This window comes from Paracoccus thiocyanatus (assembly GCF_900156255.1).
Classification (GTDB): domain Bacteria; phylum Pseudomonadota; class Alphaproteobacteria; order Rhodobacterales; family Rhodobacteraceae; genus Paracoccus; species Paracoccus thiocyanatus.
The window spans coordinates 20,727-35,028 of record NZ_FTMK01000006.1 but is presented as its reverse complement, the minus strand read 5'-3'; the positions used below and the strand labels follow the sequence as shown (position 1 = coordinate 35,028).

The 14,302-nt window shown below is 67.6% G+C and carries 14 protein-coding genes; 8 read left to right on the top strand and 6 right to left on the bottom strand.

Going from position 1 to position 14,302, the window contains the following annotated elements; genetic code table 11:
* Window positions 1-2: 2 nt before the first annotated feature.
* From F3H32_RS06175 to F3H32_RS06140, 8 genes are all read left to right on the top strand, one after another.
* Entirely contained in the window at window positions 3-734 is a 732-nt protein-coding gene (locus F3H32_RS06175) for an SDR family oxidoreductase (RefSeq protein ID WP_149765083.1), read from the top strand.
* Window positions 735-762: 28 nt separating this feature from the next.
* Window positions 763-2,385, top strand: a complete 1,623-nt coding sequence (locus F3H32_RS06170; RefSeq protein ID WP_149765082.1) for an FGGY-family carbohydrate kinase — start codon at window positions 763-765, stop codon at window positions 2,383-2,385.
* A 68-nt stretch (window positions 2,386-2,453) separates the two neighbouring features.
* On the top strand, window positions 2,454-3,179 hold the full coding sequence (locus F3H32_RS06165) for an SDR family oxidoreductase (protein WP_149765081.1): 726 nt from the start codon (window positions 2,454-2,456) through the stop codon (window positions 3,177-3,179).
* Window positions 3,180-3,282: 103 nt separating this feature from the next.
* Window positions 3,283-3,849, top strand: coding sequence for a DUF421 domain-containing protein (locus F3H32_RS06160; RefSeq protein WP_188128602.1), 567 nt, complete (start codon window positions 3,283-3,285; stop codon window positions 3,847-3,849).
* Between the two features lie 182 nt (window positions 3,850-4,031).
* Window positions 4,032-5,135, top strand: coding sequence for an ABC transporter ATP-binding protein (locus F3H32_RS06155; protein ID WP_115756674.1), 1,104 nt, complete (start codon window positions 4,032-4,034; stop codon window positions 5,133-5,135).
* 34 nt (window positions 5,136-5,169) lie between these two features.
* A complete protein-coding gene (locus tag F3H32_RS06150; RefSeq protein ID WP_188128601.1) occupies window positions 5,170-6,249 on the top strand; it encodes an ABC transporter substrate-binding protein in 1,080 nt (359 codons plus the stop codon).
* Window positions 6,250-6,497: 248 nt separating this feature from the next.
* Entirely contained in the window at window positions 6,498-7,799 is a 1,302-nt protein-coding gene (locus F3H32_RS06145) for an ABC transporter permease (protein ID WP_149765078.1), read from the top strand.
* A gap of 5 nt (window positions 7,800-7,804) precedes the next feature.
* A complete protein-coding gene (locus tag F3H32_RS06140; RefSeq protein WP_149765077.1) occupies window positions 7,805-8,758 on the top strand; it encodes an ABC transporter permease in 954 nt (317 codons plus the stop codon).
* 37 nt (window positions 8,759-8,795) lie between these two features.
* Here F3H32_RS06140 and F3H32_RS06135 read toward each other — a convergent pair whose 3' ends face one another.
* The 6 genes from F3H32_RS06135 to F3H32_RS06110 are packed head-to-tail and all read right to left on the bottom strand — an operon-like array spanning window position 8,796 to window position 14,200.
* The gene (locus F3H32_RS06135) at window positions 8,796-9,740 is read right to left on the bottom strand and encodes an AEC family transporter (RefSeq protein ID WP_149765076.1); all 945 of its coding nucleotides are present in this window, start codon (window positions 9,738-9,740) and stop codon (window positions 8,796-8,798) included.
* Window positions 9,737-10,537: an MBL fold metallo-hydrolase gene (locus F3H32_RS06130; protein WP_149765075.1), complete on the bottom strand. Its 801-nt coding sequence runs from the start codon at window positions 10,535-10,537 to the stop codon at window positions 9,737-9,739. The genes F3H32_RS06135 and F3H32_RS06130 overlap by 4 nt, the downstream gene beginning before the upstream one ends.
* Window positions 10,534-11,331 carry a TatD family hydrolase gene (locus F3H32_RS06125; protein ID WP_149765074.1) on the bottom strand — a complete coding sequence of 266 codons (798 nt, stop codon included), beginning with the start codon at window positions 11,329-11,331 and terminating at the stop codon, window positions 10,534-10,536. Before F3H32_RS06125 ends, F3H32_RS06130 begins: the two co-directional genes overlap by 4 nt.
* A 12-nt stretch (window positions 11,332-11,343) precedes the next feature.
* Entirely contained in the window at window positions 11,344-12,441 is a 1,098-nt protein-coding gene (locus F3H32_RS06120) for a DNA polymerase III subunit delta' (protein ID WP_149765073.1), read from the bottom strand.
* Window positions 12,438-13,037 carry a dTMP kinase gene (tmk, locus tag F3H32_RS06115; protein WP_149765072.1) on the bottom strand — a complete coding sequence of 200 codons (600 nt, stop codon included), beginning with the start codon at window positions 13,035-13,037 and terminating at the stop codon, window positions 12,438-12,440. The genes F3H32_RS06120 and tmk overlap by 4 nt, the downstream gene beginning before the upstream one ends.
* 14 nt (window positions 13,038-13,051) lie before the next feature.
* A complete protein-coding gene (locus F3H32_RS06110) occupies window positions 13,052-14,200 on the bottom strand; it encodes a D-alanyl-D-alanine carboxypeptidase family protein (RefSeq protein ID WP_149765071.1) in 1,149 nt (382 codons plus the stop codon).
* Window positions 14,201-14,302 lie beyond the last annotated feature (102 nt).

Below are 14,302 nucleotides of genomic sequence, written 5' to 3'. Positions count from 1 at the left end.
GAATGTCTGAATCGCTGGACGGCAAGGTTGCCGTCATCACCGGCGCGGCCTCGGGGATCGGGCTTGCGACCACCCAGCGGCTGCTGGATCGCGGCGCCACCGTGGTCATGGTGGACTGGAACCAGGCGGCGCTGGCCGAACTGGCCGCCAGGCTGGGCGACAGGGCGATCCCGCAGGTGACGAACCTGCTGGACGCCGAAAGCTGCAACGCCATGATCCCCCAGATCCTGGCCAAGGTCGATCACATCGACATCCTTTACTGCAATGCCGGCACCTATATCGGCGGCGATCTGGCCGACACGACGCCCGAGGCCATCGACCGGATGCTGAACCTGAACGTCAACGCGGTGATGAAGAACGTCCACGCCGTGCTGCCGCACATGACCGGGCGCAAGACCGGCGACGTCGTCGTCACCTGCTCGATCGCCGGGCATTTCCCGACCTGGTGGGAGCCGGTCTATTCCGGCTCGAAGTGGGCGATCACCAGCTTTGTCCAGGGGATGCGCCGCCAGATGATCCCGCATGGCGTGCGGGTCATGCAGGTGTCGCCCGGCCCGGTCGTCTCGGCTTTGCTAGCCGACTGGCCCGAAGAGAACCTGCGCAAGGCCAAGGAATCGGGCAGCCTGATCGACCCGGAAGAGGTCGCGGATGCGGTCGAATACATGCTGACCCGCAAGCGCACCGTCACCATCCGCGACATGCTGGTGCTGCCGACCAATTTCGACCGCGTCTGACGCCCGGCCCCCGGAACGGAGTAGCGCCATGGACCAGTATCTGATCGGCATCGACGTGGGCACCGGCTCGGCGCGGGCCGGGCTTTTCGACCGCGCCGGCCGCCTGCTGGCCACGGCCAAGCGCCCGATCGAGATGCATCGCGAAGGCGGCGTGATCGCCGAGCAATCCAGTGAGCAGGTCTGGCGCGCGGTCTGCGATTGCGTCCGGGAATGCGTCAGCGGCGCGGGGATCGACCCCGCGCAGGTGGCGGGCATCGGTTTTGACGCCACATGTTCGCTGGTCGTGCGCGGGGCGGGGGATGCCACGCTGCCGGTGGGCGACCCCGCCCATCCCGAACGCGACATCATCGTCTGGATGGACCACCGCGCCGTCGAACAGGCCGAACGCATCAATGCGCAGGGCCACGACGTGCTGGCCTATGTCGGCACCCGCATCTCGCCCGAGATGGAGACGCCGAAGCTGCTATGGCTGCGCGAGAACCGCCCCGAGGTCTATGCGGCAGCGGCGCATTTCTTCGACCTGACCGATTTCCTGACCTGGAAGGCGACCGGCGCGCTGGAACGCTCGGCCTGCACCGTGACCTGCAAATGGACCTATCTGGCGCATGAGGGGCGCTGGGACGCGGGCTATTTCCGCCAGATCGGGCTGGGCGACCTGGCCGATGACGGCTTCGCCCGCATCGGCGCCCGCGTCGTCGATCCCGGCACGGCGCTGGGGCAGGGGCTGACCCCGGCGGCGGCCACGGCGATGGGGCTGCGCCCCGGCATCGCGGTCGCGGCCGGGCTGATCGACGCCCATGCCGGCGGCGTCGGCACGGTGGCGGCCGGGGGTGATGCGACGGCTTGCCTGGGCTATGTCTTCGGCACCTCGTCTTGCACCATGACCACGACGCGCGAGCCGGCTTTCGTGCCGGGCGTCTGGGGTCCCTATTACTCCGCCATGGTGCCCGGCATGTGGCTTAACGAGGGCGGGCAATCCGCCGCCGGCGCCGCCATCGACCAACTGGTGCAGCTGCACCCCGCCACGGCCGACGCGACGGCGCTGGCCCAGGCCGCGGGCAAGTCCCTGCCGCAATGGCTGGCCGACCGGGCGCTGGAACTGGCCGGTTCGCCCAGCGGCGCGGTGCGGCTGGCCGACGACCTGCATGTCGTGCCCGAATTCCTGGGCAACCGCGCGCCCTTTGCCGACCCCCATGCCCGCGCCGTCGTCATGGGCCAGGGGATGGAGAGCGGGCCGGATTCGCTGGTCGCGCTTTATGTCGCCGGGATCTGCGGCCTTGGCTATGGCCTGCGCCAGATCATCGAGACCCAAGGCCAGCATGGCGCCCCGGTCCAGACCATCAGCGTCAGCGGCGGCGCCGGCGCGCATCCGCTGACCCGGCAATTGCTGGCGGACGCTACCGGCCTGCCGGTCGAGGTGACGGAATGCCCCGAGCCGGTGCTGCTGGGTTCGGCCATGCTGGGCGCGGTGGCGGCGGGGGTGTTTCCCGATCTGTTGACGGCGATGCCGGCCATGTCGCGCATCGCCACGCGCTGCGCCCCCGACCCGGCCAGCCGCGCCAGGCAGGACGCGCGCCATGCCGCCTTCCTGGCGCTGCAATCCACGGCGCGGCAGATCCGCGCCGCCATGGCGGCCCTGCCGCAAAACTGAACACAGCGCGGCCCTGCCGCCGAACTGAACACCGGCGGCCTTGCCGCAAAACTCATGCGAGGGAAACCATGCCATTCACGGGCAAGACCGTCATCATCACCGGCGCCGGCAAGGGGATCGGCCGCGCCTGCGCCCAACTGATGGCCGGGCGCGGCGCGCAGGTCGTGGCGCTAAGCCGCACCCAATCCGATCTCGACAGCCTGCATGACGAAACCGGCGCGCGCGGCATCGCCGTCGACCTGGCCGATGCCGCCGCCGCCCGCGCCGCCATGGCGCAGGCCGGACCTGCCGATTTCCTGATCAACAGCGCCGGCATCAACGTGCTGGAAAGCGTGCTGGACATGACTGAGGCCGGCTATGAGGCGGTGCTGGGCATCAACCTGCGCGCCGCGCTGATCTGCTGCCAGGAATTTGCCCGCGCCCGCGTCGTGGCGGGCGGTGGCGGCGCCATCGTCAACATCACCTCGATCGCCGGCCATCGCGGCTTTCAGGACCACCTGTGCTATGCCGCCTCCAAGGCCGGGCTAGAGGGCGCGACCCGCGTCCTGGCCAAGGAACTTGGCCAGCATGGCATCCGCGTGAACGCGGTCGCGCCCACCATCACCCTGACCGAACTGGCGGCCGAGGCCTGGTCGGATGCGGCGAAAAGCCAGCCGATGATGGTGCGCCACCCCCTGAACCGCTTTGCCGAGGCCGACGAGGTCGCGCAGGCCATCGCGCTGCTGCTTTCGAACGACAGCCGCATGGTTTCGGGCGCGGTCCTGCCGGTCGATGGCGGCTTCCTGGCGGTCTAGCGCGGCCTGCACCCAAGGTCCGGCGCGGGCGGTGGAACCGGCGCCGGCCATTGCGGCTTGTCCCCTGGCGCAAACCACGCGCGGACAAGGAAAAACGGCCGCCATGATCGACGAATTTCACCGCATCTTCCTGGGCGACCAGAACCTGAGCTTTGCCTGGGAGGTGTTTCTTCGCACCGTCATCATCTATTTCTACACGCTGGCGCTGATGCGCTGGCTGGGCGGGCGCACGGTGGCGCAGCTTTCCATCGTCGAGTTCCTGCTGGTCATCGCCATCGGCTCGGCCGTGGGCGATTCGCTGTTCTATCCCGATGTGCCCCTGTTGCCGGCCATGCTGGCGATCCTGCTGGTGGCCGGCTTCAACAAGCTGCTGGACGTGGCCATCCTGTCCTCGGACCGGCTGGGCCGCATCTTCGAGGGCCGCCCGCGCATCGTCATCACCGAAGGGCGGGTGCATCTGGACCGCCTGCGCCGGCAGGGCATCGGCATGGGCGAACTTTACCTCAAGCTGCGCGAACACGGCATCGCAGACCTGTCGCATGTCAAGTTCGCCATCCTGGAATCGAACGGCACGCTTTCCGTGCTGACCCATCGGCACGAGGGCGAGGCGGGGCTTTACCAGTCGCCGGCTTTGCCCAGCCGCGAAATGATCTGGGCCGAGCGGCGCTGACCGCCCCGCAGCCCGACCGCGGCGCGCCTTTTCCCGCATAGCCGGCCCCGACCCCGGCGGGGCCCCCGGTTTCATCGCCCCCGCCCGCGGCTGCGGCGACAAGTGAGTTGCATTCGGCGCCGGGCGCCGCTTACTGTCAAGGGGCGGAACAAAGACCAATAGGGAAACAGGGAGCCCGCATCGTGACAGCAGACCCCGGCAACGATGCTTTCGTTGTCTTCGACCATGTCCAGAAAAGCTATGACGGCCAGACGCTTGTGGTCAAAGACCTGAACCTGGCCATCGGCAAGGGCGAATTCCTGACCATGCTTGGCCCGTCCGGTTCGGGCAAGACCACCTGCCTGATGATGCTGGCCGGGTTCGAAACCGCCACCCATGGAGAGATCCGCCTGGACGGCCGCAACATCAACGACGTGCCGCCCCACAAGCGCGGCATCGGCATGGTGTTCCAGAACTACGCCCTGTTTCCGCATATGAGCGTCGGCGAAAACCTGTCCTTCCCGCTGGAAGTGCGCGGCATGGGCAAGGCCGAGCGCGAGACGCGCGTGGCCCGCGCGCTGGACATGGTGCAGATGGGCCGGTTCAAGAACCGCCGCCCGGCGCAGCTTTCGGGCGGCCAGCAGCAGCGCATCGCCCTGGCCCGCGCGCTGGTCTTCGATCCCAAGCTGGTCTTGATGGACGAACCCCTGGGCGCGCTGGACAAGCAGTTGCGCGAGCACATGCAGTTCGAAATCAAGGCCCTGCACGACCGGCTGGGCATCACCGTGGTCTATGTGACCCACGACCAGGGCGAGGCGCTGACAATGTCGGACCGCATCGCCGTCTTCGACGATGGCCGGATTCAGCAGCTTGCCGCGCCGCCGGTGCTTTACGAGCAGCCCGAAAACAGCTTTGTCGCCGGGTTCATCGGCGAAAACAACGCGCTGCGCGGCACGATCGAGCAGTTGCAGGGCGACAAGGCGCTGGTGCGGCTGGGCAATGGCGAACTGATCGACGCCACCGCCGTCAACATCCGCGAGGTTGCGCAGACCACCACCGTCTCGATCCGGCCCGAGCGCGTCGAGTTCAAGCCCGATCTGATGCCCCAGGGCGCACACACGATCGAGGCGCAGGTGCGCGACGTGATCTATATGGGCGATATCCTGCGGGCGCGGCTGCATGTCGCCGGCCAGGACGATTTCGTGATGAAATACCGCAATACGCTGGGCCAGGTGAAACTGTCGCCCGGCGAGACGATACGGATCGGCTGGCACCCCGAGGATGCCCGCGCCCTTGATCCGGTGTGAACGTGCATCAAAAGCAAGGAACCAGGGAGTTATGATGAAACGCACGCTGATACTGACCTCTGCGCTGGTCGCCATCGCCGCCACGGCGCAGGCGCAGGACAAGCAGGTCAACCTGTTGTCCTGGGGCGGTGCCTATGGGCGCAGCCATGTGGAAGCCTATGTCAAGCCGTTCGAGCAGCAGACGGGGATCAAGGTCCAGGTCTCGGATGCCGACAACCCCGCAACCCCGGTCAAGGCCCAGGTCGAAGCCGGCAACGTCACGATCGACGTCGCTTCGGTGGAATATGCCGATGCGGTGCGGCTTTGCGACGAAGGGCTGCTGGAAGAGTTCGACCCGTCGATCCTGCTGCCCACCGCCGACGGCACCTCGGCCGAGGATGACTTCATCGAGGGCGCGATCACCGAATGTTTCGTGGGCACGGATGTCTATTCGATGATCCTGGCCTATGACGACAGCAAGTTCCCCGATGCCAAGCCCGCCGGGGCGGCCGATTTCTTTGACACGGCCAAGTTCCCCGGCAAGCGCACCATGCGCAAGGGCGCCAAGTTCAACCTGGAATTCGCGTTGATGGCCGACGGTGTCGCGGCCGACCAGGTCTATGAGGTGCTGGGCACCCCCGAAGGCGTGGACCAGGCTTTTGCCAAGCTTGAAACCATCAAGAACGACGTCATCTGGTGGGAAGCCGGCGCCCAGCCGCCGCAGCTTCTGGCCGATGGCGAGGTGACGATGGCCTTTGCCTTCAACGGCCGGATCTTCAATGCGGCCCAACAAGAGGGCAAGCCCTTCAACATCGTCTGGGACGGCCAGATCTACGAGATGGAAGGCTGGGTCGTGCCCAAGGGCGCCCCCAACCCCGAGGCGGCCAAGGAGTTTATCGCCTTCTCGACCGCGCCCGAGCAGCAGGCCCGCGCCGCCGAGTTCATCAGCTATGGCCCGCCCCGCACCTCGGCCGCGGCCTTGGTCGGCAATATCGAGGGGACCGACGTGCCGATGGGTCCGAATCTGCCCACCTATGCCGCGAACCTGGAAAATGCGCTGGCCTCGAACCTGGATTTCTGGGTCGATCACGATGCCGAATTGCAGGAACGCTTCAACGCCTGGCTGGCGAACTGACGCATCGGACCCGCGGCGGGCGGACCCCGCCGCGGCCATCTGCACGCCGCAGGCCGCCCAAGAGCCGCAAGCACCAACGGGAGCAGACGATGAAAACCGGGCCGATCCTGATCCCGGCGCCATGCCGGCCCTGGGGTCCAGGAACTGCCCGCCCCCGATGATCCGGCTGGGGTTGCCCCCGGCCACCCCGCGGCCCCCAGGTTCCGGGCCGCGGCTTCGACCCATGGATTGCCCGACGAAGGACCAAGATGGCCAATGCGCTTGACCCCCATGCTGCCATCGTGACCAAGGCCGGCGGCCTTGACCGGCAAGGCACGCTGCGAACCGCGGACGGCCGCCCGTTAAAGGCGGCCCTGGCGCGCAGTTCGCGCCGGGCAAGGCGGCGCGCGTTCTTCCTGGTTCTGCCGCTGCTGCTGTTCGTGCTGATCACCTTTGTCCTGCCGATCGGGCAGATGCTGCAACGCTCGGTCAAGAATGACGGCTTTTCAGCCAACATGCCGCAGCTAACGGCCTGGTTCCACGACAACCCGCGCGGCACCCAGCCCGACGACGCGGCCTGGGCGGCCTTGGCCGCCGATCTGGCCGCCGCCGCCCAGGCGCGCACCATCGGCGTCGTCGGCACCCGCATCAATTACGACATGCCGGGCACGCGTTCGCTGTTCACCTCGGCCGGGCGCAAGGCGCGGGGCGGCATCGACCCGCCCTATCGCCAGGCGATCCTGGACATGGACGAGACATGGGGCGATCCGAAACTGTGGTCGGTGATGCGGATGGCCGCCTCGCCCTATACCGCGAACTTCTATCTTGCGGCGGTGGACCGCACGCGCGACGACCAGGGCCAGATCACCGCCGTGCCCGAGCAGCAGCAGATCTATGTCAAGCTGTTCATGCGCACCTTCTGGCTGTCGCTGGCCATTACCGCCACGACCTTCCTTCTGGGCTTTCCGGTGGCGCATCTGCTGGCCACCCTGCCGATGCGGCAATCGAACCTGCTGATGATCCTGGTGCTTTTGCCATTCTGGACATCGCTGCTGGTGCGCACCACCTCGTGGATCGTGCTGTTGCAGCAGCAGGGCGTGGTCAACGACATGCTGGTCTGGCTGGGGCTGATCGGCAACGGGCAGCGATTGCAGATGATCTTCAACCAGACCGGCACGATCATCGCCATGACCCATATCCTGCTGCCCTTCATGATCCTGCCGCTTTATTCGGTGATGCGCACCATCAACCCGTCCTATGTGCGCGCCGCCCGCAGCCTGGGCGCGACAAGCTGGACCGCGTTTCGCCGCATCTATTTCCCGCAGACCCTGCCGGGACTGGGGGCGGGGGCGCTTTTGGTCTTCATCCTGGCGGTCGGCTATTACATCACGCCGGCGCTGGTCGGCGGCGCGTCCGGGCAACTGATTTCCAACATGATCGCGATGCACATGACGCAGACGCTGAACTGGTCCATGGCGGCGGCGCTGGCCGCGCTGCTGCTGGCCGGGGTCCTGATCCTTTACTGGGTCTATGACCGGCTTGTCGGCATCGACAACCTGAAACTGGGATAATCGCCATGGCGCTTCCGACTTACGCCTCGCCGCTGGAGAAGGTCTGGCATTATGCCTATCTGGCGATCTGCGCCGCGATCTTCTTTTTCCTGATCGCGCCCATCGTCGTGGTGATCCCGCTGTCCTTCAACGCCGAGCCTTACTTCACCTTTACCGACAAGATGCTGTCCCTGGATCCCGAGGGTTATTCGCTGCGCTGGTATGACAGCCTGCTGACCTTTGGCATGGCGCGGCCGGATGCGCCGCGCGACCTGACCTGGTGGGCGGATGCCTGGCAGAACGCGAAATGGGTCAATGCGGCGAAAAGCTCGATCATCATCGGCGTCTTCTCGACGCTGGTCGCCACGGTCCTGGGCACCCTGGCCGCGCTTGGCCTGTCGCGGCCCGAGATGCCCTGGCGTCGCGCGATCATGGCCATCCTGATCTCGCCCATGATCGTGCCGATCATCATCACCGCGACGGGGATGTTCTTCTTTTACTCGAACCCCTGCGAGCCGCTGACCTGGATCGGGCTGGATCCGCAATGCGGCCGGCTGGCGGGCACCTATCTGGGGGTGATCCTGGCCCATGCGACGCTGGGCATTCCCTTCGTCATCATCACGGTGACGGCGACGCTGGTCGGCTTTGACCAGTCGCTGAACCGGGCGGCGGCCAGCCTGGGCGCCAATCCGCGCACCACCTTTTTCCGCATCACCATGCCGCTGATCCTGCCGGGGGTGATCTCGGGGGCGCTGTTCGCCTTTGTCACATCGTTCGACGAGGTGGTGGCGGTGCTGTTCATCGCCGGCCCCGACCAGCAGACCATTCCCCGCCAGATGTGGAACGGCATCCGCGAACAGATCAGCCCGGCCATTCTGGCGGTGGCGACGTTGCTGGTCATCTTTTCCATCGCGCTTCTGACCACGGTCGAACTGTTGCGCCGCCGGTCGGAACGGCTGCGCGGCCTGACGCCCCGCTGACCACGGAACGCCGCCTTGGCCGGGCGGCGTTTCCGCGTCAGGGCAGGACCGCGAGCCAGAACCAGACGGTCAGCACCGAAAGCGCGGTCGCCACCAGCACGGCCGAGGCCGAGACGCGCTTGGCCACCCCGTAAAGCGCGGCGAAGATATAGGCATTGACCCCCGGCGGCATGGCGGCGGTCAGCACGGCCGAACGCATCTCGGCCAGGTTCAGCGCGAACAGCTTGCCCAGGCCAAAGGTCACGGCCGGATGCAGCAGCAGCGACGCGCCGCAGCACAGGGCGATGGCCCGCGCCTCGCCTTCGGGCCGATAGCGGTAAAGCACGCCGCCCAGCCCGAACAGGGCGGCCGGCAGCGCGGCGTTGGATATCATCTTCACCGCCGCCCAAAATCCCTGGGGCAGCACCAGCCCGGCCTGCATGGACAGGTTTACGGCAAAGCCGCACAGGATGCCGATGACCAGCGGCGTGTGCAGCACCCCCGACAGCGCCCGCAGCGCCACCCCGCCCAGCGACAGGTTCTGGCCGCGCGCGCGCACGAATTCCATCGCGGTGATGCCAAAGGTGTACAGCAGCGGCGAATGGATCGAGATGATGGTGAAATTGCCCAGCACCGCCTCGGGGCCATAGGCGCGTTCGGTGATCGGTACCCCCAGCAGCAGCGAGTTCGAGAACAGGCAGACGAAGCCGATGGCGATGGCATCCTCGGCCGGGCGGCGCAGCCAGTAAAGCGAAAGCGCGGTCCCCAGGGCAAAGGACAGCAGCGCGCCGCTGTAAAAGGCCAAAAGCAGCAGCGGCTTGTAATTCGCGCCCAGGTCCAGCCCGGCGATGGCGCCAAACAGCAGCACCGGCAGCGCGAAGTTCTGGGCAAAGCGCATCACCCCATCGACCGCGACCTCGGACAGCCACTTGCGCCAGCAGACCAGATAGCCGAAGCCGACCACCAGAAAGACCGGCAGGATGACGTCGAACAGCGCCGTCATGCCATGTCGATCCTCATGCCGTCATAGGCGGGCACGACGTTTTCCGGCGTTTCGCGCATGACCGCGTCATAATCCAGGTCGATATGCATGTTGGTGATCACCCCCCGCGCGCAGCCCGAGCGCGCGATCCATTCCAGCGTCAGCGCCAGATGGGCATGGCTGGGATGAGGAATGCGCCGCAGCGCGTCGCAGATGAACACATCGCAGCCCATGATCACCGGCCAGGCGTCTTCGGGGATGGCCAGGACGTCGGGCAGGTAAACCAGGCTTGGGCCGGTTCCGCCGAGGCGAAAGCCAAGCGCATTCATGTCGCCATGTTCGACCTGGAACGGCGCGACCTCGATCCGGCCGCCCGCGCCGTCGATGGCAAAGGGACCGTCAAGCGCCTGCAAGTCGCAGACCGGCGGATAGGACGAGCCGGGCGGCGTTTCGAAAATATAGCCGAAGCGGGCCTTCAGCGCGGCCGCGGTGGGCGCATCGGCCCAGGCCGGCATCCGTCGGCGGGTGTTGAACACGACCTGCCGCAGGTCGTCGATGCCGTGGATATGATCGGCATGGGCATGGGTATAGGCGACGGCGTCCAGCTCTCCGACCCCGGCATCCAGAAGCTGCGCCACCAGATCGGGGCCGGTGTCGATCAGCAGCCGGGTAATGCCCCCGTCGCCCAGCCGCTCGACCAGAAGCGAGCAGCGGCGGCGGCGGTTGCGCGGGTTCGACGGATCGCATTCGCCCCAGCGGCCGCCCAGCCGCGGCACCCCCCCCGAGGAGCCGCAGCCGAGGATGGTGGCGCGGATCATGCCGCGGCCTTGGAAAACAGCCGCTCGAAATTGCGCGTGGTCAGCTCGGCGAATGCCTGCGGGGTCATGGCCAGGGCTTCGGCCCCGACCCTGGCGGTATGGGCGACATAGGCCGGCTCGTTGCGCTTGCCGCGATGGGGCGGGGGGGCCAGATAGGGCGCATCGGTCTCGACCAGGATGCGGTCGCGGGGCGCTGCGGCAAAGATTTCGCGGATCTCGGTCGAGCGCGGAAAGGCCGCGATGCCCGACATGGACAGGTATAGCCCCAGGTCCAGCGCCGCGCGCGCCAGTTCTGCGCCGCTGGTATAGCAATGCATGACGCCGGTGAAGGCGCCGGCGCGATATTCCTCGGTCAGGATACGGGCCATGTCCTGATCCGCGTCGCGCGAATGCACGATCAGCGGCAGGCCGGTGCGGCGCGCCGCCTCGATATGGATGCGCAGGCTTTCGGCCTGCACCGCGGCGCTGTCGGCGGTGTAATGATAGTCCAGCCCGGTTTCGCCGATGCCGACGAAACGCGGATGACGCGACAGGGCGACCAGCTCCTCGACCTTGGCCATGGGTTCTTCTGCGGCATGCATCGGATGGGTGCCCGCGGCGTAAAAGACGCCGGAATGCGCCTCGGCGATGGCGCGCACCAGCGGTTCATGGCGCAGGCGGGTGCAGATGGTGACCATGCGGGTCACGCCGGCGGCATGGGCGCGGGCGACCAGTTCGGCATGTTCGCCATCGAAATCGGGAAAATCCAGGTGGCAATGGCTGTCCACCAGGATGGGAAGATCGGGTTCGGACATCGGCGGCTTCCGTCAGGCGGCAGGCTGGTTTGCCAGCCCCACCAGCATATCCAACACCAGCGCGGAAGGGTCAAGGTTGACCGCCCGCCCGGCGCGGGCGCGGGCCGACAGTTCGGCCTGGGCTGTCGCCCAACGCCGTGCCGCGGCCGGATCGGGGGCGATGCGGCTCAGCACCGCGGCTTCGCCTTCGGCGGCCTCGGGCAGGGGGGCGCCCAGAAGGCCGGCGCGCGCGGCGCGCGTCAGGAAGCGGTCAAGCAGCGTGACGACCAGGTCGAAGGGATCGCCCTCGGCCCCGGCGCGGGCGGCGGCCCGTTCGGCCAGGGCCGCGGCGACGCGGCGGTCCATGCGGGGATGTTCCGCGAAAAGCCCGACGATCTGTCGGTAAACTGCCAGCCCGTCCTGCCCGGCCAGCCGCAACGCCTCGCCGATCGAGCCGGCGGACAGTGCCGCAAGCGCCGCCGCGTCGTGGTCCAGCCCCAATTCGTGCAGCACCAGGCCCATATCCGCGGCGTCCAGCGGATGCAGCCGCACTTCCCGGCAGCGCGAGCGGATGGTCGGCAAAAGCCGGGCCGGCTGATGCGCGACCAAAAGCAGGATCGCATCCTGCGGCGGTTCTTCCAGCAGCTTCAGCAGCGCATTGGCGGCGGCCGGGTTCATCTCGTCGGCCGCATCGACGATGGCGACGCGCCGCCCGCCCTCGGCCGCGCTCATGTGGAAAAAGCCCTGAAGGCGGCGGATTTCGTCCACGGTGATCTCGGCACGCAGGCGCAGGGTCTTTTCGTCGACCGGGCGCCGGACCAGGTGCAGCCGCGGTTCGGACAGGGCGCGGATGCGGCGGATGACCGGGTCGTCCGGGGGCGCTGTCAGGTCGGCGGTGGCCGCGCCGCTTAGCAGCCATTTCGCGATGCACCAGGCCAGGGTGGCCTTGCCGGTGCCGCGCGGCCCCGAGATCAGCCAGGCATGGTGCAGCCGCCCCGCGCGCGCGGCCGCCAGGAAATCTGCGACCGCGCCGTCCTGGCCGATGATCCGCGTCGCTTCGCGCGGATGGGGGGCGCCCGGCACGCGGTCGGGCTCGGGCAGCGGCTCGTCGTCCCGGTCGGATCTTTTCATTCCAGCGCCTCCAGCACGCGGGCGGCGATGTCATCTTCGGTGCCGCGGCCATCGATGATGCGGATGCGGTCGGGGCATTCGGCGGCCAGCGCCAGAAAGCCCGCCCGTAGCCGGCGCTGGAAATCGACGCCCAGCCCTTCGAAGCGATCCTCGGCCCCGCCGCGGGCCTGGCCGCGGGCCAGCGCCACGGCCGGGTCGATGTCGATAAGAAAGGTGCGGTCGGGTTCGATGCCGATGGTGAGCCGGTGCAATTCTTCGACCAGATGGCGTAGGTCGGCGCGGGCTACGCCCTGATAGACGCGGCTGGAATCGGCAAAGCGGTCGGTGACGATCCAGGCGCCGCGGTCCAGCCCCGGACGGATCAGCCGTTCGACATGATCGCGGCGGGCGGCGGTGAACAGCAGCAACTCGGTCTCGGGGGACCAGCGTTCGCCGCGCCCCTCGACCAGCAGGCGGCGGATTTGCTCAGCGCCCTCGCTGCCGCCGGGTTCGCGGGTCAGCAGCGTCTCGGTGCCGCGCGCGTTCAACGCTTGCGCCAGCCGCCGCGCCTGGGTGGATTTTCCCGAACCGTCGATGCCTTCGAAGCTGATGAACATGGGCCGGTCGCGCGTCAGTTCCGCACCGCCTGGATGGCCTTGTGGCCCAGGCGGAACGCCGCGCCCTGCATGCGGCCCAGCACGCCGGTGCGGGCCACGTCGCTGGCGGCGAGAAGCGGCAGGCGCGACTGGCCGGCGCCGGGGATGTTCACCACCAGCTCGCCCAAGCGGTCGCCCTTGGTGATCGGGGCCTCGATCGGGCCGCGGAACACGGCCTCGGCGGTGACGCCGGATTGCGATCCGGCGGGGATCAGCACCCGGACGCCATCGACGGTCGTCAGCCCCACCTTGCCCTGGCCGCCCAGCCAGACCGGGGCCTGGGCCACGATTTCACCCTGGGGAATGATGGTTTTCATGGTGAACTGGCGATAGGCCCAATTGACGATGCGCTCGGCCTCTTCGGCGCGGGCACGGTCGCTTTGCAGCCCCGAGATCACAAAGATGACCCGCCGGTCGCCCTGAACGGCCGAGCCGACAAGGCCGTAGCCCGCCTCTTGCGTGTGGCCGGTCTTCAGCCCGTCGGCGCCGATCCCAAGCTTCAGCAGCGGATTGCGGTTGAAGCGGTTGGCGGGGGCGCGGTCGTCGAAACGGTATTCCTCGATCGCGAAGCTCCGATAGAGGTCGGGAAAATCGCTGATCAGCCGCTGCGCCAGGATGCCCAGGTCGCGGGCCGACATACGATGCCGCGGATCGGGCCAGCCGGAAGCATTGGCAAAGGTCGAATGCGTCAGCCCCAGCGCCTTGCCGCGCTCGGTCATCTGGCGGGCAAAGGCTTCTTCGGTGCCGGCAAGACCTTCGGCCACCACCACGCAGGCATCGTTGCCGGAAAGCACGATGATGCCCTTGATCAGCTCCTCGACCGTGGGGCGGTCCTGTTCGTTCAGGAACATGGTCGAGCCCTGCATCTGCCGCGCCTTGGTCGAGACGGGCAGCCGGGTGTCGGATTGCACCCGGCCTTCCTCAAGCGCCTCGAACAGCATGTAGACGGTCATCAGCTTGGACATCGACGCCGGGGGCAGCGGCTCGTCGGCGTTCTTTTCCATCAGCACAGTGCCCGTCGCCACGTCATAGACCCAGGCCGCGCGGGCATTGGTGTCAAAAGCCCGTGCCGGCAGCGCAAGCAGCATGACCAGAGCGAAGATGCGGAACGTCAGAGCGCGCATGGATAATCCTTGAGCTGTCGCCTTTGGCCCCATGGTTAGCGCAGCCGGCCAACCCCCGCAACGCCAGCCGGCGGCCCGTGCCGCGCAAGTGAACGCCGGCCT

Excerpts from the sequence above, each read along its gene's own strand:
- F3H32_RS06175 (WP_149765083.1), top strand. The coding sequence starts at position 3 with ATGTCTGAATCGCTGGACGGCAAGGTTGCCGTCATCACCGGCGCGGCC.
- F3H32_RS06170 (WP_149765082.1), top strand. The coding sequence starts at position 763 with ATGGACCAGTATCTGATCGGCATCGACGTGGGCACCGGCTCGGCGCGG.
- F3H32_RS06165 (WP_149765081.1), top strand. The coding sequence starts at position 2,454 with ATGCCATTCACGGGCAAGACCGTCATCATCACCGGCGCCGGCAAGGGG.
- F3H32_RS06160 (WP_188128602.1), top strand. The coding sequence starts at position 3,283 with ATGATCGACGAATTTCACCGCATCTTCCTGGGCGACCAGAACCTGAGC.
- F3H32_RS06150 (WP_188128601.1), top strand. The coding sequence starts at position 5,170 with ATGAAACGCACGCTGATACTGACCTCTGCGCTGGTCGCCATCGCCGCC.
- F3H32_RS06145 (WP_149765078.1), top strand. The coding sequence starts at position 6,498 with ATGGCCAATGCGCTTGACCCCCATGCTGCCATCGTGACCAAGGCCGGC.
- F3H32_RS06140 (WP_149765077.1), top strand. The coding sequence starts at position 7,805 with ATGGCGCTTCCGACTTACGCCTCGCCGCTGGAGAAGGTCTGGCATTAT.
- F3H32_RS06135 (WP_149765076.1), bottom strand. The coding sequence starts at position 9,740 with ATGACGGCGCTGTTCGACGTCATCCTGCCGGTCTTTCTGGTGGTCGGC.
- F3H32_RS06130 (WP_149765075.1), bottom strand. The coding sequence starts at position 10,537 with ATGATCCGCGCCACCATCCTCGGCTGCGGCTCCTCGGGGGGGGTGCCG.
- F3H32_RS06125 (WP_149765074.1), bottom strand. The coding sequence starts at position 11,331 with ATGTCCGAACCCGATCTTCCCATCCTGGTGGACAGCCATTGCCACCTG.
- F3H32_RS06120 (WP_149765073.1), bottom strand. The coding sequence starts at position 12,441 with ATGAAAAGATCCGACCGGGACGACGAGCCGCTGCCCGAGCCCGACCGC.
- tmk (WP_149765072.1), bottom strand. The coding sequence starts at position 13,037 with ATGTTCATCAGCTTCGAAGGCATCGACGGTTCGGGAAAATCCACCCAG.
- F3H32_RS06110 (WP_149765071.1), bottom strand. The coding sequence starts at position 14,200 with ATGCGCGCTCTGACGTTCCGCATCTTCGCTCTGGTCATGCTGCTTGCG.